We start from the raw sequence: 24,284 nt of genomic DNA on the forward strand, positions 1-24,284 counted from the left end.
GCCTCTTTCGTCATAACCTTCATTATTTAATTCTTTCTTCTGACTCTTGATCGAAGAAGTGACATTTGTTCATGTCAAATGCTAAGTCGATGCTTTCTCCACCATTGATGTCGGTACGAGAATCTACGCGAGCGACAAATTCTTGACCGTTTACTTCGGAATAAAGATAAGATTCAGAACCCATTAACTCAGCAACGTCGATTGTCGCTTGAATTTTCTTACCTGGATTGGCATCCAAGAATACCGGCTCATCATGAATATCCTCTGGACGTACACCTAGTACGACTTCTTTACCTACGTAACCTTGGTCGCGAAGGACTTTCATTTTTCCTTCTGGTACTTCTACATTGGTATCCCCAAGCTTAATCGTTCCTTCATCTAAAACACCATTGAAAAAGTTCATAGCTGGTGAACCGATGAAACCACCAACGAAGATATTGTTTGGTTTATCGTAAACTTCTTTTGGTGCCCCAACTTGCTGGATAAGACCATCTTTTAATACGACCAATCGCGTTGCCATTGTCATCGCTTCTGTTTGGTCGTGTGTAACGTAGATAGTAGTTGTTTGCAGACGGTGGTGTAGTTTTTGGATTTCCGCACGCATTTGTACACGTAACTTGGCATCCAAGTTGGATAAAGGCTCATCCATTAAGAACACTTTTGCGTCACGAACGATTGCACGCCCTAGTGCCACACGCTGACGTTGACCACCAGAAAGTGCTTTCGGTTTACGATCTAAGTATGCTTCTAGACCTAAGATACGAGCTGCTTCGGATACACGACGCTCGATTTCGTCTTTTTTAAATTTACGTAGTTTTAGACCAAATGCCATATTGTCATACACATTCATATGTGGATAAAGGGCATAGTTTTGGAATACCATCGCGATGTCGCGGTCTTTTGGAGCTACATCGTTCATTAATTTACCATCAATATAAAATTCCCCATCAGTAATTTCCTCTAAACCGGCAATCATACGTAAAGTCGTCGATTTACCGCAACCAGATGGACCAACAAAAACAACGAATTCTTTATCTCCAATTTCGAGGTTGAAATTGTCTACCGCTTTTTGTCCGCCTTTGTCATAAACTTTGTCAATACTTCTAAGTGATAATTCTGCCATTGTATTCCCTCCTAGATTTGAAAGCGTTTCATGATCTGATTATTAGTTTACTAGGTAATCGCCTACATGTAAATGGAAACCGTGCACAAAAAAAAACATTCTCTTTGTGCACGGTTACAAAATGAAAAATGGGAGCTTATTTGTCAGTTATTCTCCCATTTTAAGATAAAACATAGATATACAGCGATGGCGCTGTTAAATTGTTTGACATCGATGCCGGTTTTTTCAATGAATTTATCGACACGATATTGCAGGCTGTTTCGGTGCATATACATTTTCTTCGCCGCCAAAGTAGCATTTGAATTAGATTCTAAAAAGACTTGGACGGTTTTCAACAATTCAGCTTCTTCTTTAACAGGGTACAAAACAGAATCTAAGATCAGCTGACGTTCTTTGGCAGTGATATGGTGTAAAAAAAGATAAGGAATGGCATCCGTAAAAGGCAACACATCATGGTTATAGCTCTTGGTGATATGGAAACATTTTTTAATCCATTGATAGAAATCAGGTGCTTGTTGGATATCATACAAAGATGGGCTGACAAATAATTTGATATTAATATAGAAGTCAGAGGTAAGCACTTCAATAATTTCCGCATAGGAAACCATATCTTCCATCGAATGTTCTGTTTCTTGAATAATAACTCCTTCATGATTGTTTTCCCAAAGAATTGGAGTTTTATCTGGGAATAGACCATAGATAGCTTCACGAAAAGATTCAGGATCGATTAATTCATCGGATAAAGAAAAATAAACAAAATGGTAGGAGGTAAATTGGTTCTCCAGCCAATGTTTTGGGATTTCACGATGAAATAAAATATCGATCCACCATTTTTCCTTGTCTGTGGTTGGTAATTGTACGGCTTTATAAGGGGTAAGGAAAAGTTCCAACAAGTCCATCTCGCGTTCTGATAAATCAGCTTGTGGAATACCAACAATCTCATTCTGTTCAGTCACATACCATTTATATGTAAAAGCGTCTGTCTTGGCTTCGTCTGAAACCATAATTAGATTTGGAAACATCTGTTGTAGTTGTTCAAGCATTATTTGTCCTCTTTCATTATTATTTTTCTCTCATCGTTCCTAGATGGTGAATACATACATTCATTATAACAAATAATCAGACAGACCCCCACTTTCACCAATTGGATGACTGTCTGATGGTGCTAATCGGCAATTTGACTTTGGAGAAGCTTGCCAAAATATTCGGTGGTGTGAGCCGCAAACTCGCTTTCGAGAAAAATGTCCCAGCTAGGCTTGGCATATACTTCTTGTAACCAGATGCGTCCTTCTTTGTCTATGGCAAAATCAAAAGCAAGCTCAGCGATCTTTTTTTTCGTCAGTGTTTGACTGATTTGCAATGCTAACCTATCCACTTTGTTGAGCTTATCCTGTGGAATATTCGTTGTTTCCAAGCGATGCGTACGCTGATTATCTGGATGCCTGCCGTATCGTAAAACAATCTCCCATTTATCGGTGTGAATGGTATGCACTCGTATCATGTATGGATAGCCTAACGAGAGCATTTCTTGTAATACGATAGCATCTAGGTTATTAGAGAAACACTCCGAGATAAGTTCTGTAAGGTTAGTAAATTGTTTGGACTTACCGAGAACAGGATAAGCAATAAAATGGTCTTGTTTTTTTTCAATCATTAGGGAATAATACTGATTCGTCTGATAGAGCTTGATGGCTTTCTCTTCTAATTGTTGTGCGATGGTGGAAATAGAAGGATGAAAGATGCATTCAGGTAAGAGATATGCCAAATCCTCCTGTTGTTTAAGCTGATCATAGACATTCCATTTGTTAAAAAACCCCTTATTAAATATAATAGCAGTGGACGATAAATCCTCAATGATCGATTGATGAAAAGGATGTGCTTCGATCTTGCGGTTGGGCAGACGATTGTATATGCGAGGCGGAATAACTATTTCCAGCGCTTGCCATTGTTTGTCCTCCCACACCGCTGCGGTTAGTCTTTTATTCGTTCGATCGACGTGCTTTAATGTGAAACATACCGTCAGAAAACCGAGTGTTTTCCCTGTTTCTGTCAATTCCTGCAATAAGGTCAGCCATTTGGACCGGCTGGGGTGTTGATGCAGCATGATAGCAAAAGGATGGTAAAGGGAACAGTGTGCTCCTTCTTTCCATAAAATCACTTGCTGGGCATCGTCTATTTGTAAATGATGAGACAGGGCGGAAGATAGATAAATGATGTGTGCCTCTTTCTGATGACCTAATATGTCACACGATGAGCGTTTCGTTTTATATTGTAGAAAATCGGTAGTTCGAAATGTGGTATATTCCTTTTGTGGAAGGATCATACGGTATTTCTGACTGGCGTATACGGTGATGGTATATATTTGTTTGATTATCAACACCTTCTTTAAAGAAGTATTAAGACTTGCTTGATACATTATATGCTCGGCTCATGGGTGTATACCTTATGGAGCAAGTTCAAGTAACCCTTGGCAATTTCGTATGGTTGTCATCAACTCATAGAAAGGTGGAAAAATCGTTTGAATACCTTGTTAATGATCTTATTTATGGTGCTTATCGGTTCTTTTATTGGTGGATTAACCAACTATGTTGCCATAAAAATGTTATTTCAACCACATCAGCCGAAGTATATTGGTAAGTGGCGTGTTCCTTTCACCCCTGGAGTGATTCCGAAAAGACGTGATCAATTGGCGAAACAGCTGGGCAGTTTAGTCATTAATCATTTAGTAACAGTGGACAGTATTCAGCTTAAAGTACAGGATCCTGTACTGAAACAAAACGTGGAAGAACAGGTGATAAAGGAGTGGGATTACTTTTTGCAGCAAACGACTAGGATCAATCAGCTGCCTGTCTCGTTAGAACCGAATCTGTTAAAAGAACATCTTGCACAACGAATAGTTGATCATATCAATGGCTTTGTGGAAAAACACCGCCAAGATAAACTTGGCTCTTTTATCGATCTGCTGGTAGACGAGGAAGATGTACGGCGAATGGCAGATCTTGTACAGAATAAACTGATGGATATTGTAGCAGGTGAAGAAACCCAACAAAAAATGGAGGAGATCATTCAAGACTATGCCGTCTCGAAAGGGTTTTTCGGTAGAATGTTGTTGTCGATGTTTAGTGGGGATGAATTAGCAGAGAAAATTCAGCGTCTCGTCATCAATTACATCCAATCACCGCAAGGGAAAGAGTGGATACAGCATACCACAAAGAAAGAGTGGCAACAGTTGCTGGAGCAAAGAATAGACGTGATCGGCACCTTTTTTAAAAAAGAACAAACGCAAGAAATCGTTCGTTCTTTTGTCCAAGAACAGCTTCCGCTCGAGCAATGGCTGGATACGCCAATACAGGATTTACTTCAACCATTATCGAAACAGGTGAAGGAACAAGTGATCCCGCAAGCGATCGATGGGCTATTTGACCATCTGTCACAGCAGATTCCAAAAATCATGCAGCAGCTGGAAGTAGAGAAGATGGTCGAGAATCAAGTTGCTTCTTTTCCCATTAAACGTGTAGAGGAACTGGTTTTGTCTATCACTCGTAAAGAATTCAGTCTCATCACTTATTTGGGCGTCTTTTTAGGGGGAATGATCGGTTTTATTCAGGCGATTCTTTTGCTCGCCGTATAACTACTTGCGGTAAATCTCCTGTCGTGAGTATGAAGGTTTCCCTTTATCGTAGTTTAATTCTTTGTTATAGTGGTATGGTACATGTAACAAGCATATGTATAAAACAGGCTAAGCCAATCTTTAGGAGGATTTTATTTTATGGCAAACATTCAAGACAGTGCCCATGCGTTGGAACAAGCAATTCAGGAGAGTGAAGAATTTCAGGATCTAAAGGCTGCTTATGATAAAGTCATGAGTGATCCCAACGCGAAGCAAATGTTCGATAATTTCCGCAACACGCAGTTAGAGTTACAGCAAAAGCAAATGCAAGGACAGGAAATTACCGAAGAAGAGATTGAAAAGGCGAAACAAGTGGTTGAACTTGTACAGCAACATGAAGATATCTCGAAGCTAATGGAAGAAGAGCAACGTTTAAACAACCTGATAAATGATATCAGCCGTATCATTACAAAACCGTTAGAAGAATTATATGGTGAGCAAGCTCAGTAAGCAGCTAGCGCCTACCTAACCGAATGGATGCAAAAGTGGGTCGCATGAAATCAAACGAAGTGCTGGATTTCATGCGATTTTTTTATGGTCTTTGAAAACCCCTGGCTATGCCGGGGGTTCCATAGAGCTTCTAGCGCGGGGGCAAAAAAAGCCTCTCTTCATGATAAGATAAGGTTGGTTTCCCGACCACCAAATCTCATCAAAGAAGGAGGCATGTCCAATGCAGGACAAGAATAGTTTAGCACATACACAATGGAGATGTAAGTTCCACATCGTTTTTGCACCAAAATATAGAAGACAAATTATTTATGGGAAATATAAAAAAAGCATCGGAGAAATAGTAAGAGAGCTTTGTGAAAGGAAAGGGATTGAGATACACGAGGCAAATGCATGTAAAGATCACATTCATATGTTAGTAAGTATTCCACCAAAACTAAGTGTATCTCAGTTCATGGGCTACCTAAAGGGCAAAAGTAGTTTAATGATATTCGATCGCCACGCTAATTTAAAGTACAGATATGGTAATCGTAAATTTTGGTGTCGAGGCTACTTTGTAGATACAGTGGGCAGAAATAAAAATCAAATTCAAGAATATATTAGAAATCAGCTTAAAGAGGACTACATGAGTGATCAGTTAACATTATTTGAAGAATTTGATCCGTTCACTGGAGAGAAAAATAAGAGGAAATAAGAGATTCTTTTAGAATCAGTGAGTGAGTGTGGTGCAAAAGGGAAACCATTCAGTGGGCCTTTTAGGCCGAGGCCGGTAACATAGGCTTTCAGCCGCAGAGCAAACCACCAGTTCACACTGGTGGTTTTGATTGTAGAGAAAATAAGCTGACATCAATCAATAGAGGTAAGCGCATAGTTATTTAGCATCATCCGCAGTCCCCTTTATAAAGTGTGAACAAGCACTTATCAATCCCGTCATAATAGCTTTGCACAATGATTTTGTCAAAGAAATTAGCTCCTATTCCTAACATTTTTGGTGGTCTGCACGCAGCTATTCTGTTAGGATACACACAGGAGGTTGCCATGTGATGGATATATATAAACAGATTCAATATTACAGAAAACAAGCGGGATTAACGCAAGAAGAATTGGCCGATAAGATTTATTGCAGTCGTAATTCGGTATCTAATTGGGAGCGAGGAAAGACATACCCCGATGTGGAAGCCTTATTACGAATGAGTGAGCTGTTTGAGACAACAATTGATCACTTAGTAAAGGGAGATCTAACAGAAATGAAAGAAGACTTAAACCTAACTCGTATCAATCGATGGGGGATCGTGATGACGTTGGCCTTCAGCCTATTAGTATTAATGCTTCTGCCAAGTTTCCATTTTTTCGATAACTATGCGTTTACGGTGCTCATACCATTGGGGTTGATTGGTATTTACGCAGGTTATCGCATAGAAATCTACAAAAAACAGATCAAACAAAATAATCACTTAAAGACATTAGAGGAAATCATCCAGTATGTAGAAAGGGAAGACGGGCATACAGCTACTTCCACGAAGCCTTTCAATAGTCGGTTAATGACAGCTATGTATGGCGTCGTTTTTTTACCCTCATCGTCCTATCTGTTTTTATCTTTTTGCCACCGCGTTAAGAGTCCGTAAGTTATTCCACTTGTAAGTGTGCTGAACCGAAATGGTGCAGGGAAACAACAGTCTCAGTGTATCCTGCTTTAGAAAACAGCCTTAAGTAAATGAAACTTTTCCTTAACCATCAACGTAAGAAAAAAGAAAGGAGTGGAGGACGTGACGTTAAAATTAGAGAATGTTACTAAGCAATTTGGCAGCTTTACCGCTGTTGATCAGTTATCGCTGGAAATACCTGCCCACAATATCTTTGGTTTTCTTGGGGCAAATGGGGCAGGTAAGACAACAACCTTCCGTATGATTTTGAATCTGATTGACCAAACTTCTGGAACGATTACCTGGAATGGGAAAGTGATTGATTACAGCAAGACGGATGATATTGGTTATTTACCAGAAGAACGAGGATTATACCCGAAATTGAAGGTGAAGGATCAACTAGTGTATCTTGGAAAACTAAGAGGTATGCAAAAAAAAGATGTCGAAAACGAATTGGTTCACTGGTTAGATCGGCTGAAGGTTCCGCATTATTTCGATAAAAAAGTCGAAGAGCTGTCTAAAGGGAACCAGCAAAAGATCCAATTTATTTCTGCGGTGATACATAAGCCGAAATTGTTAATCCTCGATGAGCCGTTTTCCGGTCTGGATCCGGTTAATGTAGAGCTATTAAAGGAATCCGTGGTTGACCTGAAAGATTCAGGTACTTCGATCGTATTCTCTTCTCATCGAATGGAGCACGTAGAAGAACTATGTCAGCATCTATGTATGATGCAGCATGGGAAGCCGATTTTAGATGGAAATCTTCGCGAAATCAAACGCTCTTTCGGCAAGAAAAATCTGGCCATCAACGCCGATTTTGATTTGAACTTTGTCGAGCAGATTCCTGGAGTGTTAAAGGTAAAGTATCTGCAAGATGGTGTCATGTGTCAAATTGAAAATGAAGAGGTTTCACAAGGTGTATTGCAGGAAATAAACGGAAAAGGATTCATCCGAAAATTTGAACTAGAAGAGCCTAGTCTAAATGATATCTTTATTGAGAAAGCAGGTGAATCTTATGAATAAGTTCTGGACCGTTTTTTCTCATACGTTTTCATCCAAAATAAAGTCGAAATCATTTATTATTACTACGGCTTTGTTTATCGCCTTTATTTTCTTAATGTCTAATTTTGATTCTATTATCAATGTCTTTGATTCGGATGAATCGGAAGAGTCTGGATCAGATCAAATTGCCTTAGTGACAGAAGAGGATGCGTGGGCAGAGATGCTGCAAGCTGGTGCCCAAGGGGAAGTAGAACTGGAGCGATTTGAGGGAACCTCGGAAGAAGCACAAACAGCAACAAGCGAGGAAGAATACTCAGGAGTACTGGAAGTAACGGAATCGAATGGTCTTCCTGAAGCCATCTATTATAGCACAGGTGATATGGAGCTGACGATCCCGGGAATACTTCAAAGTCAACTCCAGCAATTAAAGGTAGCAGTAGCCACCGAAGAGGCAGGGGTTGAATCCGATGTGGTAGCTTCGATCAATGAGCCCGTTTCCTTCCAGCAAGAAGTAATATCAACAGATAGCGAGGCAGGTGAGGGCGAGAAGTCAATGGATGAAATGATGGGAGCAAGAGCGCTTGTTTATGTGATTTTATTCCTATTGTATTTCTCCGTGATTTCTTACGGGAACATGATTGCCATGGATATTGCTAACGAAAAAACGTCAAGGGTTATGGAAATTCTAATATCCAGTTCTTCTCCTGTCAGTCAGATGTTCGCCAAGATTCTGGCTATCGGTCTGGCGGGATTGGTACAAATGCTTCTTTTCTGTGGGGTAGGCTATTATATGCTGATCCAGCAGCAAGAAGATGGCTTTCTAAGTGACTTAGGATTGAATGATGTGAGTCCCAGCACGTTTGTTTATGCCGTAATCTTTTTTATCTTAGGATATTTCTTATACGCTACCCTGGCAGCTATGCTTGGATCATTGGTAAGCCGTACCGAAGATGTGCAGCAATTAATGATGCCAGTTACTTTGTTAATTGTCCTTGCCTTTTTCATTGCAATGTTCGGTCTGGCCATGCCAGAATCACCATTAGTTGTTATTTCGTCTTATATCCCATTCTTCTCGCCGATGACGATGTTTTTGCGGGTTGGTGTGCTCGATATTCCATTCTGGGAGATTGCGATCAGTATTGCCCTTCTAGTTGCTGCTATCCTTCTGTTGGCAGCATTAGGAGCAAGAATCTATCGCGGGGGTGTATTGATGTATGGTACATCCACTTCGCTAAAAGACTTCAAAAAGGCCTTGCAATTGTCTAAAAAATAAACAGAAGACGAGCCACTTTTTTTAAAAAGATGATGACGGACAACACTACGCTGTTTTTCAGTAGTGTGTCCGTCTTTTTTGATAGGGTAGGAAAGCATATAATCCTTAGTATAATAGGACTTGGAATGATTTTGACCTTGAATCAACGAGAGTACCGATAAGATGGATGATGTAAAATAGCCAGATCATTTATTCCATGTAGTAAAGTTGATGGTTTGTCAGTGCTAGGAAACGCTCCGGAAATAGGTTCCGCTTCAATGTATAGCACACGCATGTCCTATGCGTTGAAGCAGGAGCGCTCGTCTAACAAAAAAACAGGCAAACTTACCGCTAAGAAAACTATCCTTTCTTTTTACACATCGAACGTGCATTCTGTTTTTGGTTCTGTTACAATGAAAGAAAGGAAGTGAGAGACATGCAAACAGTGACGTTTATCCATTGTGCAGACTTGCATCTGGATAGTCCCTTTAAAGGATTATCACATTTACCAGAGAATGTCTTAAGACAAGTGCGTCAAAGTACATTTCAAGCATTAGACCGGTTGGTAGAAGAGGCCATTCACCACCAAGTCGATTTTGTATTAATGGTTGGCGATATATTTGATCAAGAGGAACAGAGTATGCGGGCACATATGGCATTTCGCCATGCCTTGCAGCGTTTAAAGGAACATGAGATTTCCGTCTACTTGTCTTTTGCCAATCATGATTATCTTAAGAGTCATACCTTTCCACATCATTACCCCAGCAATGTCCATTGGTTTGACAGAGAAGAGGTTCAGACGTTTCCTTTTAAAAAGGAGGGGCAATTGTTGGCACAAATTTATGGCTTTAGCTATGAAAACAGGGCAGTTTCTATTGATAAGACCAGTGAATATCGGAAAACGGCAGACGATTGCTTCCATATTGGGATGCTGCACGGAAGTAAAGGGGACAGCGATCATGTACCTTACGCTCCTTTTTCCTTACAATCGCTGAAGCAAAAGGGATTTGACTACTGGGCGCTGGGCCACATACATAAACGAGAGGTACTTTCCACCAAGCCAGCAATTGTTTACCCTGGTAATATGCAAGGAAGGTCTAGTAAGGAAACAGGGGAGAAAGGATGTTATCTAGTTACGTTAACCGAACAGGAAACGACCTATCACTTCTTACCACTTGCTCCGATTTTATTTGAGAAAAAACAGTTGTCATTAACAGAATGGGACAAGCTGGACCTATTAGCAGATAACCTGTTTGAGCTGGCAACTCAGGCAAGTGATCGGACGGTCTTTATACAATTAGCGTTTGATCAGGTACAAGGCGAACAGCGGAATTGGTTTCTCGACCGTCATATGGATGACATGATCGATTATGTAAACGAACAAGCACAGAAATCCTTTTTGATTGGGTACAAATGGAGAGAAGCGGCGTCATTTAATTGGCAGGATGGCGGTGCTTTTATGGAAGAGCTATCTAAGGCTTTTGCTGCAGAAGATATCACAGAAGCGATTCAACCGATCACTTCTCATACAGAAGGAAAGAAGTGGGTGCACACGGGAAAAGGGTTAGATCCAGCTGAAATTACCAGAGAGGCAGAAGCCTTACTTGCGCGGTTATTACGGGAATAGGAGGTGAAGTAGATGAGAATTATGCAAGTAGATATTTATGGATTCGGAAAATGGGTCGATGCCAGCTTTTCGTTTGATCAAGGAAATTATATAGAGATTTCAGGCGATAATGAGTCTGGCAAAACCACGCTAAGACAGTTTATTCTCTATATTTTATTTGGATTAAAACCGAAGCCGCTAGCAGCTTATATGCCGAAAAAAGGATCTGCACTGGGCGGGCGAATCACACTAACTGACATCTATCAGGTGCCAGTTACCGTGGAACGGGTTCGCGGTAAACAGGGAGTGAAGGTATATACAACGGATGGAGAAATATTTGACGAAAACTGGCTGAATCAACGGCTGAAGGGGATGACACGTGATCAATTTGAATCCATCTATACGTTCACCGCTTATGAATTACAACAGATTCAACAGATCGACAATCAGGCGCTACAAGAGGTGCTATTAACGATTGGTATGATTGGATCGGATCGTATTTATCAAGCAGAGAAAAACTTAAGTAAGCAGGCAGACGAGCTATTCCGTCCCCATGGTAAAAAGCCGGTAATCAATCAACAATTACAACATTTGGCTGCCACACATCAACAATGGACTAATGCAAGGGAAAAAGAACAAGGCTATCGCGCCAAATTAGAAGCAGTAGAAACAATGGAGGAACGGCATAAGGAGCTACAGCAAGACAAACAGCAAGCAGAAGCACGCTGGAAACAAGTAGAACAGTGGCTGATTCACGACAAACTTATTCGTGATTACTATTTGACGACAAAGCAGCTTGCCCGTTATCCGGAAAACCTTCATTTTCCCAGTTTAGGGCTGGATCGTTTGCAGGAATGGAAGGAGCAGCTGTTACCACTGCAAAGTGAAGAGCAGGTTATTCGCAATGAAATGGAAGAAATCGAAAACAACATAGAGGAGATCGATCTGTTGACGAACGAAGAACTAGAGGAGTTGGAGCAAGAGGTTATCCTCCAGCAGCAGCAGTATGAGCAGCAGGAAACACTTCGCCAATTGGATCAGCAAATAACCGAACAGCGCCGGGAATGGACAACAACATTACAACAGTTACAGTTACCCATTTCCAGCGCTGAGGTGGAACAACTGGAGTTACCTTTCTACCTGGAAGAAGAATGGACAGGTCTTGCTACACAATATGACAAACTGGAAATGGAACGGCAATATCTTCGTAATGATAACCAATCAGCTGTACGAGTGTTAAAAGATCATGAGGAAACCAAAAAACAGCTGCAGTTAGAACAGCTGTCAAAGGAAGAGCTCCAAGCCTATCAAGCCGATATACAAGCCTGGCAAGAGGCAGCAGCAACTAGTCGTCAACGGCAAAAATTAGACGAGTGGAAGCAGGCGTTTGATCAACAAAAACGGCTTTCTTTGCTGATCATGGGAGGAGGCATTATCCTAGCCATCGCGCTTCTATTTTTTACGGATTGGGTTTGGTCAGTCGTACTAGCTGTTTTATCCGTATGTCAGTATGCAGCATTTCATTTATACGGAAAAACAATGGCACAATGGTTAGCACCAGAACAAACAATGACTGCCTCCTTGTCGAACTCAGAAATAGAAGCTAGGAAAGAGAAGCTTGTTGAACAGGAACAGTTGCAAACCAAGATCCAGCAATTGGACAAGGATATACAACAGCAAAAGATGGAACAGCTTAAATCGAGTGAACGGATTCGTTTTATAGAGGAACGGATGGAACAATTAGAACAACGCATGGCCGACTATCAAAAGCAATATCCTTTTTTACAGTCGGTATCTTTTGTTTATTGGCCTAAACTGTATCAGCAATTACGTTCATTGAAGGATAGGGCAGATAAAACAGTGGCACTTAGATTAGAGCGAGAGGCATTACGAGAACAATTGGATAACGTTGAATGGGAAGGGGACCCAGCAGCCAAGAAACAAGAAGAGCGGCGGAAGCAGGAATTACAGCAGCAGCTTCAGACTAGAAGGGATTCCTTGGAGAGTAAGTGGACTAACAATCAAATGAAACAGAAGCCATACTATCATGAAATCCAGCAATTATTAATAGAAGCGGGAGCGGAATCAGAGCAGTCATTCATCGAACAAGGGGAGCGATACCAACGTTATCACACGCTTCAGGAGGAGCAACAACAACTATCTGACAGCTTGCGCATGGTATTTACAGAAGAGGAGCTTCAGCAAGTTCAAGCAGGAGAGTTTGCCGAGAAGCATATCTTGCAAACAGAACAAACAGCCTTGCGTCAAACGATGGCTGACATAGAGGAACAGCTGCAAGCACAACAAGCAGCGCTGAGTGATGAAAAGGCAAACCTGACCATGCTGGAAGCAAGCGAAGATACCTCTTTATTAAAACACCGTATGGCCGAAGAACAGGATGAACTGGATCAAACAGTTCAACAATGGGCAATCTATCAAGTGGCCTTGCATAAATTAACTCAAGCTAAGGCAAGTTATACCGAAAAATACTTGCCTAAGGTACTAGAAGCAGGTAGTCGATATTTTTCTCGTTTTACCTTACAGCGTTATCGACGTATCTTATTGGAAAATGATCAGAAAATCATAGTGGAGGACAGTCAGGGCTATTGGTTTGAAATCTCAGCGTTATCACGGGCAACACAAGATCAATTGTATATCGCTATTCGTTTTGCACTTAGTCATGTGATGACAGAACGTCTGGCTGTCCCATTTCTGATTGATGACGGTTTTGTTCATTTTGATCCAAATCGAAGGGCGGAGATTATTCAGTTGATGGAGGAATTAAGTAAGGATCATCAAATCATATACTTCACCGCCAACCCTACAGCGGCTGCTGTTATTCGATTAGAATAAGAAATAAAAAAAGATAAATCTATCTATGATAAGTTGGATGAAATCATGTCTCATGAATCGGATAGGAATGGATCAAACGAGGTATTATCAGGAAATCATACGAGCAAAGACTTGCTTGAAACACGTTTTTGTTCCATTTATAAGTTCTACTTATCTAATCGTTAAAAGCCCATCTAGCGGAATAGGGTTAACATCCGTTAGATGGGCGATATGAGCTATTTTTCTTCATCTGCTTCCGTATTTTCATAGCGGCTGTCTAAATAATCGACAATATGGATCAGGTATCCTTCAATGTTTTGTGGTTTTCGCACGGCACTGCCCCATTCTGGTAAACCATGGTGGCATAAAATACAATGTGCCATCAAATGGATATTTTCCATTTCTATTGTAATTTGGTACTGTTCGATTACTTTAGATAAGACCAAGACCCCGTAAGGAATATGGCCAATCGTTGTCCCTAATGGATCCATACTAATTCCTGCTTGTTTATGGTTTTCTGTATGAAACGTTGCTGTCGGGAAAAGGAAATGAAAAATATCAAACGATTTACCAGCATAATCGTACTCTGCTAGTTTTCCAATGTCATGAAATAAGATGCTGGTGAGCAGAGCATCATAATTAATCTTATCGAATTTATAGTCTCCCATTCCTTGCAGCATGTGATAGAGATGATCAATCGTGTCACGCCAAACATAGGAAGGATAGTCGTCGTCTGCTTTTAACGTCTCCCAAACTTCTAGCTTGTACTGTGTCTCTACTTTTTGAATTAATTTCATAACCGCCCGGAAAGGATTGTCAGATTGCATCGTAATATAGCGGCAAAAGCGCATTAAGCCAACTGTATGTTTCAACAAACCTCCAAGGTAATTGTGATGAAAACCTTTGGCAGCAGGGCTGATACGGAATGACTCCCAAAGCTGTTCCATCGCTTTCAGAGCAATTTCTTGATAAGGGTCCTTTAATTCCAGCAGATAGGCAAATAATTCTTCGGTTAAGGCATGGATGTCTTGTTTAGTAAAGGGAAGCAAAAGGAATGGATCTACTGCTTTCTTAACAGGTGTCATCTCATAGATAGTGACGCTTTTGAAGCCATTAAAAACATCTACTTGTCCACGTATATCAAAGACTCCTTCTTGTTCTAAGATAGGAACCATTTGGTTTACTTCGCCATTGTTATCCCACATTTTTGCTGATATCATGCCAGATTGGTCGCCCAGTGATAATCGCAAAAACGATTTATTTGTTTTGGTTTTCTTCACCTCGAAGTCGTTCAATAATACGCGGCCGGAGACACGATCCCCTTTGCCGAGTTCTTGAAGATGCAGTCCTTGTAGGGTGTCAGGCAGAGTTGGTGCTGGGAAGCTGTCAGCAATCCATTGGCGCTGTTGATCGGTCAATGAGTAATTAATAGCAAACATATCATAAAAATAAGTAGAAGACATAAGAACATTTCCTTTCAACTAAATATATTCATTGTAGCATAAGCCCGGCTAACTACCAGAAGATTGCAGGAGGCTCAAAATGTAACAACAAAACCCTTATCTTCTGAACGATTAAGAAGATAAGGGTTGAAATAAAAGTAATTATTCAGCAGATTCGTCGGTGTTTTCTTCCTCGTTGGTCTGATCATCAGCTGGTTCCTCTTCATTCGATTCATCAGCAGGTGCTTCTTGATCGGATTCTTCGCCGCCTTCAGCAGGTGCTTCTTCAACAGGCGCTTGTTCTTCTGGATCTGGGAACTCAAATAAATCCTCGAACTGATCAATTTTCACATCAATATTAGATTCTCGCATCATATCTTGAAGCTTTTGCTGGAAAGCAGCTTGATCTATCTTAGTAGAAGCAATTTCACGTCTTATTTGATCTCTGACATCCTCCAGTGGCTCCACATCTTCATTTTCAACGTGGTCTGTCACTTGAATGATATGGAAACCATTCGTTGTTTGGACTGGGTCACTAATCTCATCGATTTCTAGATTATAAGCGGCTTCTTCAAATTCTGGCACCATCTGTCCTAAACCAAATTCTCCAAGGTCGCCACCATTGCTTGCACTTCCAGGATCAGTAGAATATTCTTCGGCAAGTTCAGCAAAGTCGTCACCATCATCTAATCGGTCTTTCACTTCTTGAGCCGTTTCTTGATCTGCTACCAGAATATGACGTGCATTTAAGTTAGTCTGCATCTTTTCATAACGGTCTTCAATTTCCTCATCCGTAACTTCGACATCTTCTGTCGCCGCCTTTTCTTGTACGAGGCTGGCACGTAAGTCTTCTTTAAGATCATCTTCATTTTCGTAGCCGTTTTGGGTTAAGAACATGTCCCATTGGTCACCGGCTTGCTCTTTGAAGTTTTCTAATTCTTGGTCTACTTCTTCATCGCTCACTTCATAATTACTTTCCAATATTGTGGTAAGCACTAGCTGTTGTAGTACTTGTTCGCCGCCATTATCTACAAGCTCTTGATAGAACTGTTCTTTGGTGACATCTCCTGAATCGGTCTCTACTACTGTTTCTGAATCATCAGAAGAACAGGCAGATAAGGTAATAACACTTGCGGCAAATGCTGCGGAAACTAATACTTTTTTCATTTGTACATACACCCCTAATTCATTTACTATATCTAATTTTTGATTTGATTCATGCAATAATATAACACAAATAGCGTTGAAATAAATATTAAATTGTAATATTACATTAATTTTCCTTATTTATTCGTTGATGTAGTATGGGAAAAGCATGTAATAAAAAGGTTAGGCTGTCTATACTTTTCAGGTGTCGTGCACATTCCATCGAAGCCATTTGCTGCCCTTTTTTAAACAGCTTATTACACATAAATAACATCTACGTAAGAAGAAACAAGTAAAATGGTGATTAAAATATTAATAGTACGAAACACATTGGATTGCTTCTCTTGTCCCATTTCAGTTTGTAGGCAAAATCTCATGGTGAGCGAATTAAAAATAAATAGTATAAAAAAAGCAAAAAACACAAAAATGAAGAACATTCCGATATACCCCCTTAAGCTCCTTTCCTTACTTTAACAAAAAAATCATGATTTGAACAGTAGATACCTACTCATTTTCCCAACACCGACAGAAAATTCACCATATGGAGTTGAATTAATCGCTTTAAAGAAGGCGCTTTCTCAACTTGTGACATATCATTAAAACGATAAGGCTTGCACTGCGGAATAGTATAGAGGAAATGCAGTTGCTAAATCTGACTGGTTATAAAAGCGCTCCAGTCAACTATTCTGGAGCGCTGTCCAAATCATCACGGTCTTTTTCTACTGATGAACTAAAATATTATACCCCTTATTATCATTAGATACCATACATTTTTTTGGAGCCTTTCGCAAGTAATGAATATAAATATAATCTGGCCAAGAAAGACTGATGGTAATGGCGCTAATTATTAAAAAGTATAGATAGTAGCTTGGCAGCAAATAGCTTGCCACTAGACAAGGTATGACAATTACGATAGTCGGTGTAATTAAAGCAAACAGCAAAAGACTTTTTCTAATCTTCGTATGATAACACATCTGGAAATTTGGAAAAAACCAATAACTCCTTTTCCATTGAAACTTCACTTGTCGATGTGCCAATTTTATTGGAAGTATCCGTAATACTTTGTGTAATAAAGGTAACAAGGCCAACACAATGATTAAAGGCAACCACCCGGTATCTTGGATAGCTACTTCTTGATGAATGGCATGGAAACCTAAATATAAAATAATAAAAGAAAAAAGACCCAAAAGAATAGATAATAAAATACTGCGATAAAGCCCTAATTGTTTCCCAACACTAATGGAATCCCAACAATTCATCAAGACCCCTCCTCACCAAGAAAATATATCGTTGTTTGTTTCTGCCAATATGACTATAGTACCTTTCCACACGAAAATCAATAGTTTTTCAAAAAAAATATAAGTAATCGCTTCCAATTTGAACTGCCTTTGTTTATAAAATGAAAATGACGACCAAAATCCGAGGTAAGCGCGCCCAAATGTCCGTCATTCCGAAAATGACGGCCAAAATCCGAGGGAAACGCGCCCAAACGTCCGTCATTCCGAAAATGACGACCAAAATCCGAGGGAAACGCGCCCAAATGTCCGTCATTCCGAAAATGACGGCCAAAATCCGAGGGAAATGCGCCCAAATGTCCGTCATTCCGTGTTATTAAAAATAGAGCCAGCAGTCGCTGGCTCTATTTAAGATTCTTTTGTCTTATCTTCTAATTCTTTGAGACTTTTTTCAATTTGTGTCAGATATTTTTGGATGTTTTTTTGATGGGGCTCCACAGTTTTTTTCCATGTTTCAATCGATTCTTTGATGTCGGCCGCTAGATCCTTAATGAGGGCAGCCCCTTCTTTGGAGGTCTTGGAGATCTGCTCTCTTAAGTCTACTCCTTCTGTTTTTAAATGATTGATATAGCGCTTGGCTTCTTCACCTTTTACCTTTACATCCGTTCTTAATTCTTTACCTGCTTTTGGTGTGCTTAATAGCGTAGCTGCTGCACCTACTACACTTCCAGCTAAAATACCGACGACTAACGATTTCGCATTCATCATTACGAACTCTCCTTTCTAAGTATAACATTCTCTTTTTTTGACGATATCAAACCATTATTTTTGAATTTTACAGATTTGTTGTAATGGCAGAAGCTAATTCTTCTAAATCAAATTGCTCTTCGTGTGTTACCCATTTGGGTTGATAACCATCATTGGCATCGTATCGCGGGATCAAATGAATATGCAGGTGAAAGACCGATTGTCCGGCATATTCCCCATTATTATTAAGGATATTAATCCCGGCTGGTTGGAATGCTTGCTTTAACGCATTGGCAATCTTCGGCACTCGTGAAAATAACGCTGCTGCAGTGGCTTCATCTGTTTGATAAATGTTTTCGATATGTGTCTTAGGTATAACAAGTGTATGTCCTTTGGTCACTTGACTAATATCAAGAAAGGCATAGACATCATCATCCTCATACACTTTGGCGGACGGGATTTCTCCAGCTATGATTTTGCAAAAAATACAGTCAGCATGTGCTGTCATTATGATCGCTCCTTTTGTTCGTATATTGTGGATTGGGAAGGATTGGCTAGCAACCGTTAAGAAACAGCTCCTTTTTGTTTGTTTTCCTATTCCATTCTATTATACATGATTTGAACGCTGAATAAAAAGTAAACCACTAAAACTTTTCCATTCCTATAGTGATTCATGTCTATCCACACTATTATTTGGTATAATGAGTGAAAATGAACCATATAGAATAAAAAGAGCACAAATGAAAGGGATGTAAGCGATGGAACCTTTATTACATATTAAAGACTTGAAGGGTGGTTATACCCATCGAGATGTGTTACATGGTATTTCCTTTGATGTACACCCAAATGAGGTGGTCGGCATGATTGGACTAAATGGGGCAGGGAAAAGTACCACGATTAAGCATATTATTGGTCTGATGCAAGCGAAAGAGGGGACGGTATCGATAAAAGGGAAAACCTATCAGGAAACACCGGATAGTTACCGTCAGCACTTTTCCTATATTCCGGAAATGCCCGTGCTATATGATGAGTTGACCTTAGAAGAACATCTAAGGCTGACGGCGATGGCCTATAACTTGTCGGAAGAGGTGTATCAAGAGCGTGTAACCCCTTTATTAAAAGAATTTCGTTTGGAGAAGAAAATGAAATGGTTTCCGATTCATTTTTCGAAGGGGATGCGACAAAAGGTGATGATTATGTGTGCCTTTTTAGTAGAACCAGCCTTGTATATTGTGGACGAGCCATTTGTTGGATTAGATCCGATCGGGATTCAGTCGTATCTGCAATTAATGAATCAAATGAAAGAGCAGGGGGCAGGGGTGTTAATGTCGACCCACATCCTGGCAACGGCTGAGCGTTATTGTGATCGGTTTGTGATTATCCATGATGGATTGATCCGTGCTTATGGTTCGTTAGATGAGTTGCGAGAAACGTTTGACCGCCCGCAGGCAACCTTGGATGATCTCTATATCCAACTGACGAAAGAGGCGGATTCCTATGCTTAATACCCGTCAGATGTTTGCGGAGCGGCTCTCTGCTCATTCTAAGGAATTAAGTAGATATTTACGCTATATCGTTACCGGGCATATCGTGATTGCTATGGTATTTATTGTGGGGGCAATGTCGGTATATTATCAGCAATTTTTAGAGGATATACCTGACTATTTTCCTTCTGGATGGGTGATTGCAGTTGTACTAGGACTGTCTGTGATGTACAGCCCGATTCAATTATTATTAAAAAGGGCAGATATCGTGTTTTTGATTCCGGCCGAACACCGTCTGCATGGTTATTTTCGCCGGGCGTTGGTATATAGTTTTTTTTCTCAGCTTTATTGGTTTGTAGCAGCGATTATTGCTGTGGCCCCTTTATATATTGAGGTCTTCCCAGATAGTTCATTTTTGTGGTTGTTTATCGTGCTCTTGATTGTGAAGGCATGGAGTCTGATGGCCAATTGGTGGATGCTGCGGGTGCGAGATCGTCAGCTGCGAAGGATAGATAAACTGGTTCGCGCCGCCTTGATTATTACGCTAGTCTATTTTTATGTGGTACAGGAGCCCCTTTTCTTATGTATAGTTACGGCGTTGCTAGCTCTTTTGTATGGTGCCAATTTTATGGTTGGCAGGAGAAATCCAGGCTTAAATTGGGATCTGTTGATTGAGAATGATTACCGTAGAATGCGCCGATTTTATCGGTTAGCCAATATGTTCACAGATGTACCACATATGGAAACAGAGATTAAGAAACGACACTGGCTGGTCCGTTTATTAACGAGTCGTTTTCCATTCAAACAATCGGCCGCTTACCCTTATTTGTATCGGATTACAACCGTAAGAAGCGGGGAGTATCTGGGCATTTATCTACGTTTACTGGTTATTGGTGGTTTGCTGATTTATTTTGTACCTAATCAATGGCTCAAACTTATTTTTGCCTTGTTATTTGTTTATATGATCTTTTTACAGATTGTTCCATTGTGGAAACACCATGTCACCATTGTCTGGTTGGATCTTTATCCGATTCCGTTTCAAGAAAGAAGGCAGGCATTTCTATCTTGGATGCAGCAAATGACAGCGTCAGCGGCAGTGGTTTTTATACTCTTGTTATTGGTAATGGGCCAATGGCTTGCTGCGCTACTCATGCTAGTGCTATCCCTGCTTTTTGTCTGGCAGCTGGTACCGGTGTACCTTCAGAAGAAAATAGAAACATGACGAAAAGCTGTCCTTTCGGTTAGGACAGCTTTTTCAACTATTGCTCCTCCAAAGTAACCGCCACAAGCGTCTTGGCGGCAATCAGCATTGCCCGCTCATCAAAATCAAACATCGGATGATGATGCGGTACAAAACCATTGTTGATTTGCGCCCCAGTAAAGAAGAAGGCGCCAGGTTTGTGTTGTAAATAATAGGAGAAATCTTCGCCGGTCATGCTTGGGCTAACCATTTCTACCTTTTCCACACTTTTGACATGTTGAGCGGCTGCGATGACCTTCTCCGCATTTGCTGCGTGATTCACAACGGGGGGATAACCATACAGATAGTCATAATCATACGCTATTTCATGCGCCGTACACACCCCTTGTGTGATTTTGCCAATTTCTTCGCGGATAAATTGCTGTATATCTGGATTAAAGGTGCGCACGGTACCTTCTATTGTTGCGGTGCTAGGAATCACGTTGTAGGCATTGCCTGCATGGAATTTCCCAATTGAAAGTACGGCCGTTTCCAGTGGATCAATCCGTCGGCTGACGATCTGTTGCAGCTGGGTGACCAAATCAGAAGCAGCTACAATCGGATCTTTCGTTTGGTGCGGAATGGCCCCATGGCCGCCTGTTCCCTTGATATCAATAATAAATCGATCGGCTGCCGCCATAAAATTACCTCGAGCACTTTCCACCACGCCATAAGGGGTACTCGTCCATAAATGGGTGCCGTAGACGACATCGACATTATCCAACAGTCCTGATTCGATCATCGGTTTAGCACCACCTGGAGCAAGTTCTTCCGCATGCTGGTGAATAAAAACAACATTACCTTGCAGTTCATGCTGATGCTGTTTAAGAACCTTGGCTACCGCTAACAAAGTGGCAGTATGTCCATCATGTCCACAGGCGTGCATCACATTGGCATGCTTGGATTTATAGGCAACCTCTTTCTCATCTTGAATCGGCAAAGCATCGAAATCCGCACGTAATGCCACGGTTTTGCCGGGTTTCTTTCCTGCTAATGTAGCAATTACCCCATTGCCGCCCACATTGGCTCGATAAGGAATATCTAATAGCTGGTACTGTTCCTGGATAAAAGCGGATGTCTTTGTTTCGTGAAAAGATAATTCGGGATATTGATGTAAAAAGCGCCTTGTTTTGACCATCTCATCAAATAAAGCATCTAGTTCGGCAAAAAGTATATCTCTCATTTCATCACCTCATAGTGGGTAGTTTCGTTTATCATTTCGTAACCTGTCTGTTAGCTGGAAATCTTCTTTTAGTATAACATATTTGCTGTTAGGGGGGATGTCTGTATAGGGATAAAAAATAGTTGGCTAGAAGTAGAGTAACTGTTAACAACAATTATGGAGGGCGAACAATCACTGTTTAACCCGTTTATGAAAGAATGAATCTACTAACTATCTTTACTTTACATGATAAAGGAATTCCCATATGATTAGAATTGAAAAAAGTGCGTTCTGATTGTGTTTCCTATCAAGGAATGTATAATGATGAGGAAAGGGGAATATGCAGAAGATGAACAAGCGACAGGAGACATTCCTTTTTGTCATATGGGCACAAAGTGTCGTGGCGACATTAGGAAGTCTATTTTATTCGGAGATCATGAAGTTTGTACCATGTGAACTATGCTGGTATCAACGAATTCTTATGTATCCACTCGTTATTATTTATGGTTATGCCTTATATAAAAAGGACATCCGCTATGCCTTTCCAGGGTTAATCTTAAGTACAATTGGCGTGTTTGTGTCTACGTATCATTACCTTGTTCAAAAAGTACCCAGTATGCAAGAAGCAGGGGGGGCATGTGGTGTGATCCCATGCAATACGACTTATGTCAACTTTTTTGGATTTGCAACGATTCCATTCCAGGCAATGATCGCCTTCCTCGTTATTACGGTGATTCACATCATTGTCATTGTTCAGCAAAGGAGAGCTTAAAGTGAAGAAAATGATTGTGTTTGTATTAATACTGGTGGTTATTTTTGCCGCTTTAATATTTGTGGTTAACTATCAGCAATCGCAACAGCTTGATGGGGTGGACAACCCTTATAATAAAACGGATTTGCAGCAAGAAACGATTGATCAGTTAGACGATGAAAATTATCAAAATCAAATCCTGCCAGAAGAATTGTCTAATCGTTTAGAAAGCGGAGAAGATGTGACTGTCTATTTTTACAGCCCTACTTGTATCCACTGTCAACGTGTTACGCCAATCGTGGCACCAATGGCAGAAGATATGGGGGTTGATTTAGTGAAAATTAATTTATTGGAATTCCAGGCCGCTTGGGATCAATTCCAAATTCAATCAACACCTACCATGATCCATTACAGCGGCGGGGAAGAATCGGCACGCCTTGTAGGAGAGCAGTCAGAGGAAACATTTGAGTCATTTTTTGAACAAGAAGTACTTGGTGAGTAAAGAGGAGAAGACTAATTATGCGAATGGCATAACTAGTCTTCTTCTTTTTCACCTACATGGAAGGTTTCACTGTAGGCAGCCCCTTTGATGTAATCACTGTTTGTTTCATGAGGTAATGTGGTACCAGATTTCCACAATTGATAATCGACAGCCTCTTGCCATTCCAGCAATAAGATATAGGTATTGCCGTGCTGCGGGCGTAACAAGCGAGCGGCGATCGTACGGTTTGCTTGCTGGACGATTTTTTTATACTCCATTTCAAAAATGGGACGGCCTTCTTCTGTTGTTGGAATAAAGATAAGAACTGCATATCCGGATTCAGTTAGGTTGCCGTTGGTTGCGATAACGTGATAATCACGGCTTGTGCTAAAGGCTGATGGCTGGTCATCCTCATAGTAAGCTACCGTTTTGACCTCATTATGCATGATGAGAAAAGGGGTGATCGCCTGTTTTTCTTTTATTTTCTCCAAGTATTCCAAGGTTCCGTTCGTCATATAACCATTCATGTCTTTTCACTCCTCTTATCATTATGTTACCTATCATAACTTGATCTATATTATTCGTCCATTCCAAGCGTTCTATGATAAAATAATGTTGTTGTCTTTTTTTAGGCAAGGTGAATGATAGGTAGCCTGTTATAGTATTTAGGGCTGTGTTGCATTTGAAATTGGACAGAAGTTATGAGATAACGTCAAAATAGCAAAACGACATAAGATCGATTATGTAAAGTAGTCATTTTCCCATGCAGTGAGTTTGTCAGTTTTTTCTGAGCAAGGCAAGCGCTCCGGGAATATGCTTCGCTTTCCATGGGGACGGCTTCAGCTAACTAAAAAGAAAAACACTTTTTAGTGGATCTTCAGCTCGTCCTGTTCCCATAGGAGTCTCCGCATATTCCCTCCGCTAGGTAACAGTGCTACAATTTTTATCACTGCAGGGCTTAGAGGTTCTACGTATATGAACTGTGATTAATTAGGGAGATTACATCATAAATATGAAGTAT

The 24,284-nt window shown here is 40.5% G+C and carries 24 protein-coding genes; 13 read left to right on the forward strand and 11 right to left on the reverse strand.

Going from position 1 to position 24,284, the window contains the following annotated elements:
* Positions 1-22: 22 nt before the first annotated feature.
* From BN6556_RS12385 to BN6556_RS12395, 3 genes are all read right to left on the reverse strand, one after another.
* On the reverse strand, positions 23-1,123 hold the full coding sequence (locus BN6556_RS12385; RefSeq protein WP_066191899.1) for an ABC transporter ATP-binding protein: 1,101 nt from the start codon (positions 1,121-1,123) through the stop codon (positions 23-25).
* A 143-nt stretch (positions 1,124-1,266) separates the two neighbouring features.
* Complete coding sequence (locus BN6556_RS12390) at positions 1,267-2,166, reverse strand: PucR family transcriptional regulator (RefSeq protein WP_066191902.1); 900 nt, start codon at positions 2,164-2,166, stop codon at positions 1,267-1,269.
* A gap of 122 nt (positions 2,167-2,288) precedes the next feature.
* Entirely contained in the window at positions 2,289-3,539 is a 1,251-nt protein-coding gene (locus BN6556_RS12395; protein ID WP_066191904.1) for a YheC/YheD family protein, read from the reverse strand.
* A gap of 102 nt (positions 3,540-3,641) precedes the next feature.
* Here BN6556_RS12395 and BN6556_RS12400 point away from each other — a divergent pair, with 102 nt between their 5' ends.
* The 8 genes from BN6556_RS12400 (at position 3,642) to BN6556_RS12435 (ending at position 13,596) form a co-directional block, all read left to right on the forward strand.
* Positions 3,642-4,754: a DUF445 domain-containing protein gene (locus BN6556_RS12400; protein WP_066191906.1), complete on the forward strand. Its 1,113-nt coding sequence runs from the start codon at positions 3,642-3,644 to the stop codon at positions 4,752-4,754.
* A gap of 138 nt (positions 4,755-4,892) precedes the next feature.
* On the forward strand, positions 4,893-5,243 hold the full coding sequence (locus tag BN6556_RS12405) for a YlbF family regulator (protein ID WP_066191908.1): 351 nt from the start codon (positions 4,893-4,895) through the stop codon (positions 5,241-5,243).
* Between the two features lie 220 nt (positions 5,244-5,463).
* Entirely contained in the window at positions 5,464-5,934 is a 471-nt protein-coding gene (gene tnpA / locus BN6556_RS12410) for an IS200/IS605 family transposase (protein WP_066188382.1), read from the forward strand.
* Positions 5,935-6,283: 349 nt separating this feature from the next.
* On the forward strand, positions 6,284-6,865 hold the full coding sequence (locus BN6556_RS12415) for a helix-turn-helix domain-containing protein (protein ID WP_066191910.1): 582 nt from the start codon (positions 6,284-6,286) through the stop codon (positions 6,863-6,865).
* A gap of 141 nt (positions 6,866-7,006) precedes the next feature.
* Positions 7,007-7,906: an ABC transporter ATP-binding protein gene (locus tag BN6556_RS12420; protein ID WP_066191911.1), complete on the forward strand. Its 900-nt coding sequence runs from the start codon at positions 7,007-7,009 to the stop codon at positions 7,904-7,906.
* The gene (locus tag BN6556_RS12425; protein ID WP_066191912.1) at positions 7,899-9,158 is read left to right on the forward strand and encodes an ABC transporter permease; all 1,260 of its coding nucleotides are present in this window, start codon (positions 7,899-7,901) and stop codon (positions 9,156-9,158) included. The genes BN6556_RS12420 and BN6556_RS12425 overlap by 8 nt, the downstream gene beginning before the upstream one ends.
* Before the next feature lie 415 nt (positions 9,159-9,573).
* The gene (locus BN6556_RS12430) at positions 9,574-10,764 is read left to right on the forward strand and encodes a metallophosphoesterase family protein (RefSeq protein ID WP_066191916.1); all 1,191 of its coding nucleotides are present in this window, start codon (positions 9,574-9,576) and stop codon (positions 10,762-10,764) included.
* A 12-nt stretch (positions 10,765-10,776) separates the two neighbouring features.
* Complete coding sequence (locus BN6556_RS12435; protein WP_066191920.1) at positions 10,777-13,596, forward strand: AAA family ATPase; 2,820 nt, start codon at positions 10,777-10,779, stop codon at positions 13,594-13,596.
* A gap of 215 nt (positions 13,597-13,811) precedes the next feature.
* Here the strand turns inward: BN6556_RS12435 and BN6556_RS12440 are convergent, their stop codons facing one another.
* The 4 genes from BN6556_RS12440 to BN6556_RS12455 form a co-directional block, all read right to left on the reverse strand.
* On the reverse strand, positions 13,812-15,038 hold the full coding sequence (locus BN6556_RS12440) for a hydrolase (protein ID WP_066191922.1): 1,227 nt from the start codon (positions 15,036-15,038) through the stop codon (positions 13,812-13,814).
* A 141-nt stretch (positions 15,039-15,179) separates the two neighbouring features.
* Complete coding sequence (locus BN6556_RS12445; RefSeq protein ID WP_066191924.1) at positions 15,180-16,184, reverse strand: peptidylprolyl isomerase; 1,005 nt, start codon at positions 16,182-16,184, stop codon at positions 15,180-15,182.
* Positions 16,185-16,420: 236 nt separating this feature from the next.
* Positions 16,421-16,600, reverse strand: a complete 180-nt coding sequence (locus BN6556_RS22545) for a hypothetical protein (protein ID WP_066191926.1) — start codon at positions 16,598-16,600, stop codon at positions 16,421-16,423.
* 282 nt (positions 16,601-16,882) lie between these two features.
* A complete protein-coding gene (locus tag BN6556_RS12455; RefSeq protein WP_066191928.1) occupies positions 16,883-17,422 on the reverse strand; it encodes a metalloprotease family protein in 540 nt (179 codons plus the stop codon).
* Between the two features lie 146 nt (positions 17,423-17,568).
* Between BN6556_RS12455 and BN6556_RS21955 the strand changes: the two genes are divergently transcribed.
* Entirely contained in the window at positions 17,569-17,778 is a 210-nt protein-coding gene (locus BN6556_RS21955) for a hypothetical protein (RefSeq protein ID WP_148436775.1), read from the forward strand.
* Between the two features lie 28 nt (positions 17,779-17,806).
* Here BN6556_RS21955 and BN6556_RS12460 read toward each other — a convergent pair whose 3' ends face one another.
* Complete coding sequence (locus BN6556_RS12460) at positions 17,807-18,166, reverse strand: YtxH domain-containing protein (protein ID WP_066191931.1); 360 nt, start codon at positions 18,164-18,166, stop codon at positions 17,807-17,809.
* A 67-nt stretch (positions 18,167-18,233) separates the two neighbouring features.
* A complete protein-coding gene (locus BN6556_RS12465) occupies positions 18,234-18,653 on the reverse strand; it encodes an HIT family protein (RefSeq protein WP_066191933.1) in 420 nt (139 codons plus the stop codon).
* Between the two features lie 250 nt (positions 18,654-18,903).
* On the opposite strand from BN6556_RS12465, the gene BN6556_RS12470 reads away from it, so the two are divergent.
* Both BN6556_RS12470 and BN6556_RS12475 read left to right on the forward strand, forming a co-directional pair.
* Complete coding sequence (locus BN6556_RS12470; protein ID WP_066191934.1) at positions 18,904-19,650, forward strand: ABC transporter ATP-binding protein; 747 nt, start codon at positions 18,904-18,906, stop codon at positions 19,648-19,650.
* The gene (locus tag BN6556_RS12475) at positions 19,643-20,851 is read left to right on the forward strand and encodes an ABC transporter permease (RefSeq protein WP_066191937.1); all 1,209 of its coding nucleotides are present in this window, start codon (positions 19,643-19,645) and stop codon (positions 20,849-20,851) included. The genes BN6556_RS12470 and BN6556_RS12475 overlap by 8 nt, the downstream gene beginning before the upstream one ends.
* A gap of 37 nt (positions 20,852-20,888) precedes the next feature.
* On the opposite strand, the gene BN6556_RS12480 is transcribed toward BN6556_RS12475, so the two are convergent.
* Entirely contained in the window at positions 20,889-22,052 is a 1,164-nt protein-coding gene (locus tag BN6556_RS12480) for a M20 family metallopeptidase (protein WP_066191938.1), read from the reverse strand.
* A 319-nt stretch (positions 22,053-22,371) separates the two neighbouring features.
* Here BN6556_RS12480 and BN6556_RS12485 point away from each other — a divergent pair, with 319 nt between their 5' ends.
* Both BN6556_RS12485 and BN6556_RS12490 read left to right on the forward strand, forming a co-directional pair.
* The gene (locus BN6556_RS12485; protein ID WP_066191940.1) at positions 22,372-22,803 is read left to right on the forward strand and encodes a disulfide oxidoreductase; all 432 of its coding nucleotides are present in this window, start codon (positions 22,372-22,374) and stop codon (positions 22,801-22,803) included.
* A 1-nt stretch (position 22,804) separates the two neighbouring features.
* A complete protein-coding gene (locus BN6556_RS12490; RefSeq protein WP_235817523.1) occupies positions 22,805-23,284 on the forward strand; it encodes a thioredoxin family protein in 480 nt (159 codons plus the stop codon).
* Positions 23,285-23,316: 32 nt separating this feature from the next.
* On the opposite strand, the gene BN6556_RS12495 is transcribed toward BN6556_RS12490, so the two are convergent.
* Positions 23,317-23,790 carry a hypothetical protein gene (locus BN6556_RS12495; protein WP_066191942.1) on the reverse strand — a complete coding sequence of 158 codons (474 nt, stop codon included), beginning with the start codon at positions 23,788-23,790 and terminating at the stop codon, positions 23,317-23,319.
* Positions 23,791-24,284: the final 494 nt, after the last annotated feature.

Source organism: Gracilibacillus timonensis (genome assembly GCF_900086715.1).
Taxonomy (GTDB): domain Bacteria; phylum Bacillota; class Bacilli; order Bacillales; family Amphibacillaceae; genus Gracilibacillus; species Gracilibacillus timonensis.

Excerpts from the sequence above, each read along its gene's own strand:
- tnpA (WP_066188382.1), top strand. The coding sequence starts at position 5,464 with ATGCAGGACAAGAATAGTTTAGCACATACACAATGGAGATGTAAGTTC.
- BN6556_RS12455 (WP_066191928.1), bottom strand. The coding sequence starts at position 17,422 with ATGAATTGTTGGGATTCCATTAGTGTTGGGAAACAATTAGGGCTTTAT.
- BN6556_RS12405 (WP_066191908.1), top strand. The coding sequence starts at position 4,893 with ATGGCAAACATTCAAGACAGTGCCCATGCGTTGGAACAAGCAATTCAG.
- BN6556_RS12425 (WP_066191912.1), top strand. The coding sequence starts at position 7,899 with ATGAATAAGTTCTGGACCGTTTTTTCTCATACGTTTTCATCCAAAATA.
- BN6556_RS12475 (WP_066191937.1), top strand. The coding sequence starts at position 19,643 with ATGCTTAATACCCGTCAGATGTTTGCGGAGCGGCTCTCTGCTCATTCT.
- BN6556_RS12435 (WP_066191920.1), top strand. The coding sequence starts at position 10,777 with ATGAGAATTATGCAAGTAGATATTTATGGATTCGGAAAATGGGTCGAT.
- BN6556_RS12480 (WP_066191938.1), bottom strand. The coding sequence starts at position 22,052 with ATGAGAGATATACTTTTTGCCGAACTAGATGCTTTATTTGATGAGATG.
- BN6556_RS12395 (WP_066191904.1), bottom strand. The coding sequence starts at position 3,539 with ATGTATCAAGCAAGTCTTAATACTTCTTTAAAGAAGGTGTTGATAATC.
- BN6556_RS12495 (WP_066191942.1), bottom strand. The coding sequence starts at position 23,790 with ATGAATGGTTATATGACGAACGGAACCTTGGAATACTTGGAGAAAATA.
- BN6556_RS12440 (WP_066191922.1), bottom strand. The coding sequence starts at position 15,038 with ATGTCTTCTACTTATTTTTATGATATGTTTGCTATTAATTACTCATTG.
- BN6556_RS12415 (WP_066191910.1), top strand. The coding sequence starts at position 6,284 with ATGGATATATATAAACAGATTCAATATTACAGAAAACAAGCGGGATTA.
- BN6556_RS12465 (WP_066191933.1), bottom strand. The coding sequence starts at position 18,653 with ATGACAGCACATGCTGACTGTATTTTTTGCAAAATCATAGCTGGAGAA.
- BN6556_RS12445 (WP_066191924.1), bottom strand. The coding sequence starts at position 16,184 with ATGAAAAAAGTATTAGTTTCCGCAGCATTTGCCGCAAGTGTTATTACC.
- BN6556_RS12470 (WP_066191934.1), top strand. The coding sequence starts at position 18,904 with ATGGAACCTTTATTACATATTAAAGACTTGAAGGGTGGTTATACCCAT.
- BN6556_RS12390 (WP_066191902.1), bottom strand. The coding sequence starts at position 2,166 with ATGCTTGAACAACTACAACAGATGTTTCCAAATCTAATTATGGTTTCA.
- BN6556_RS12385 (WP_066191899.1), bottom strand. The coding sequence starts at position 1,123 with ATGGCAGAATTATCACTTAGAAGTATTGACAAAGTTTATGACAAAGGC.
- BN6556_RS21955 (WP_148436775.1), top strand. The coding sequence starts at position 17,569 with ATGACGACCAAAATCCGAGGTAAGCGCGCCCAAATGTCCGTCATTCCG.
- BN6556_RS12485 (WP_066191940.1), top strand. The coding sequence starts at position 22,372 with ATGCAGAAGATGAACAAGCGACAGGAGACATTCCTTTTTGTCATATGG.
- BN6556_RS12460 (WP_066191931.1), bottom strand. The coding sequence starts at position 18,166 with ATGATGAATGCGAAATCGTTAGTCGTCGGTATTTTAGCTGGAAGTGTA.
- BN6556_RS22545 (WP_066191926.1), bottom strand. The coding sequence starts at position 16,600 with ATGTTCTTCATTTTTGTGTTTTTTGCTTTTTTTATACTATTTATTTTT.
- BN6556_RS12430 (WP_066191916.1), top strand. The coding sequence starts at position 9,574 with ATGCAAACAGTGACGTTTATCCATTGTGCAGACTTGCATCTGGATAGT.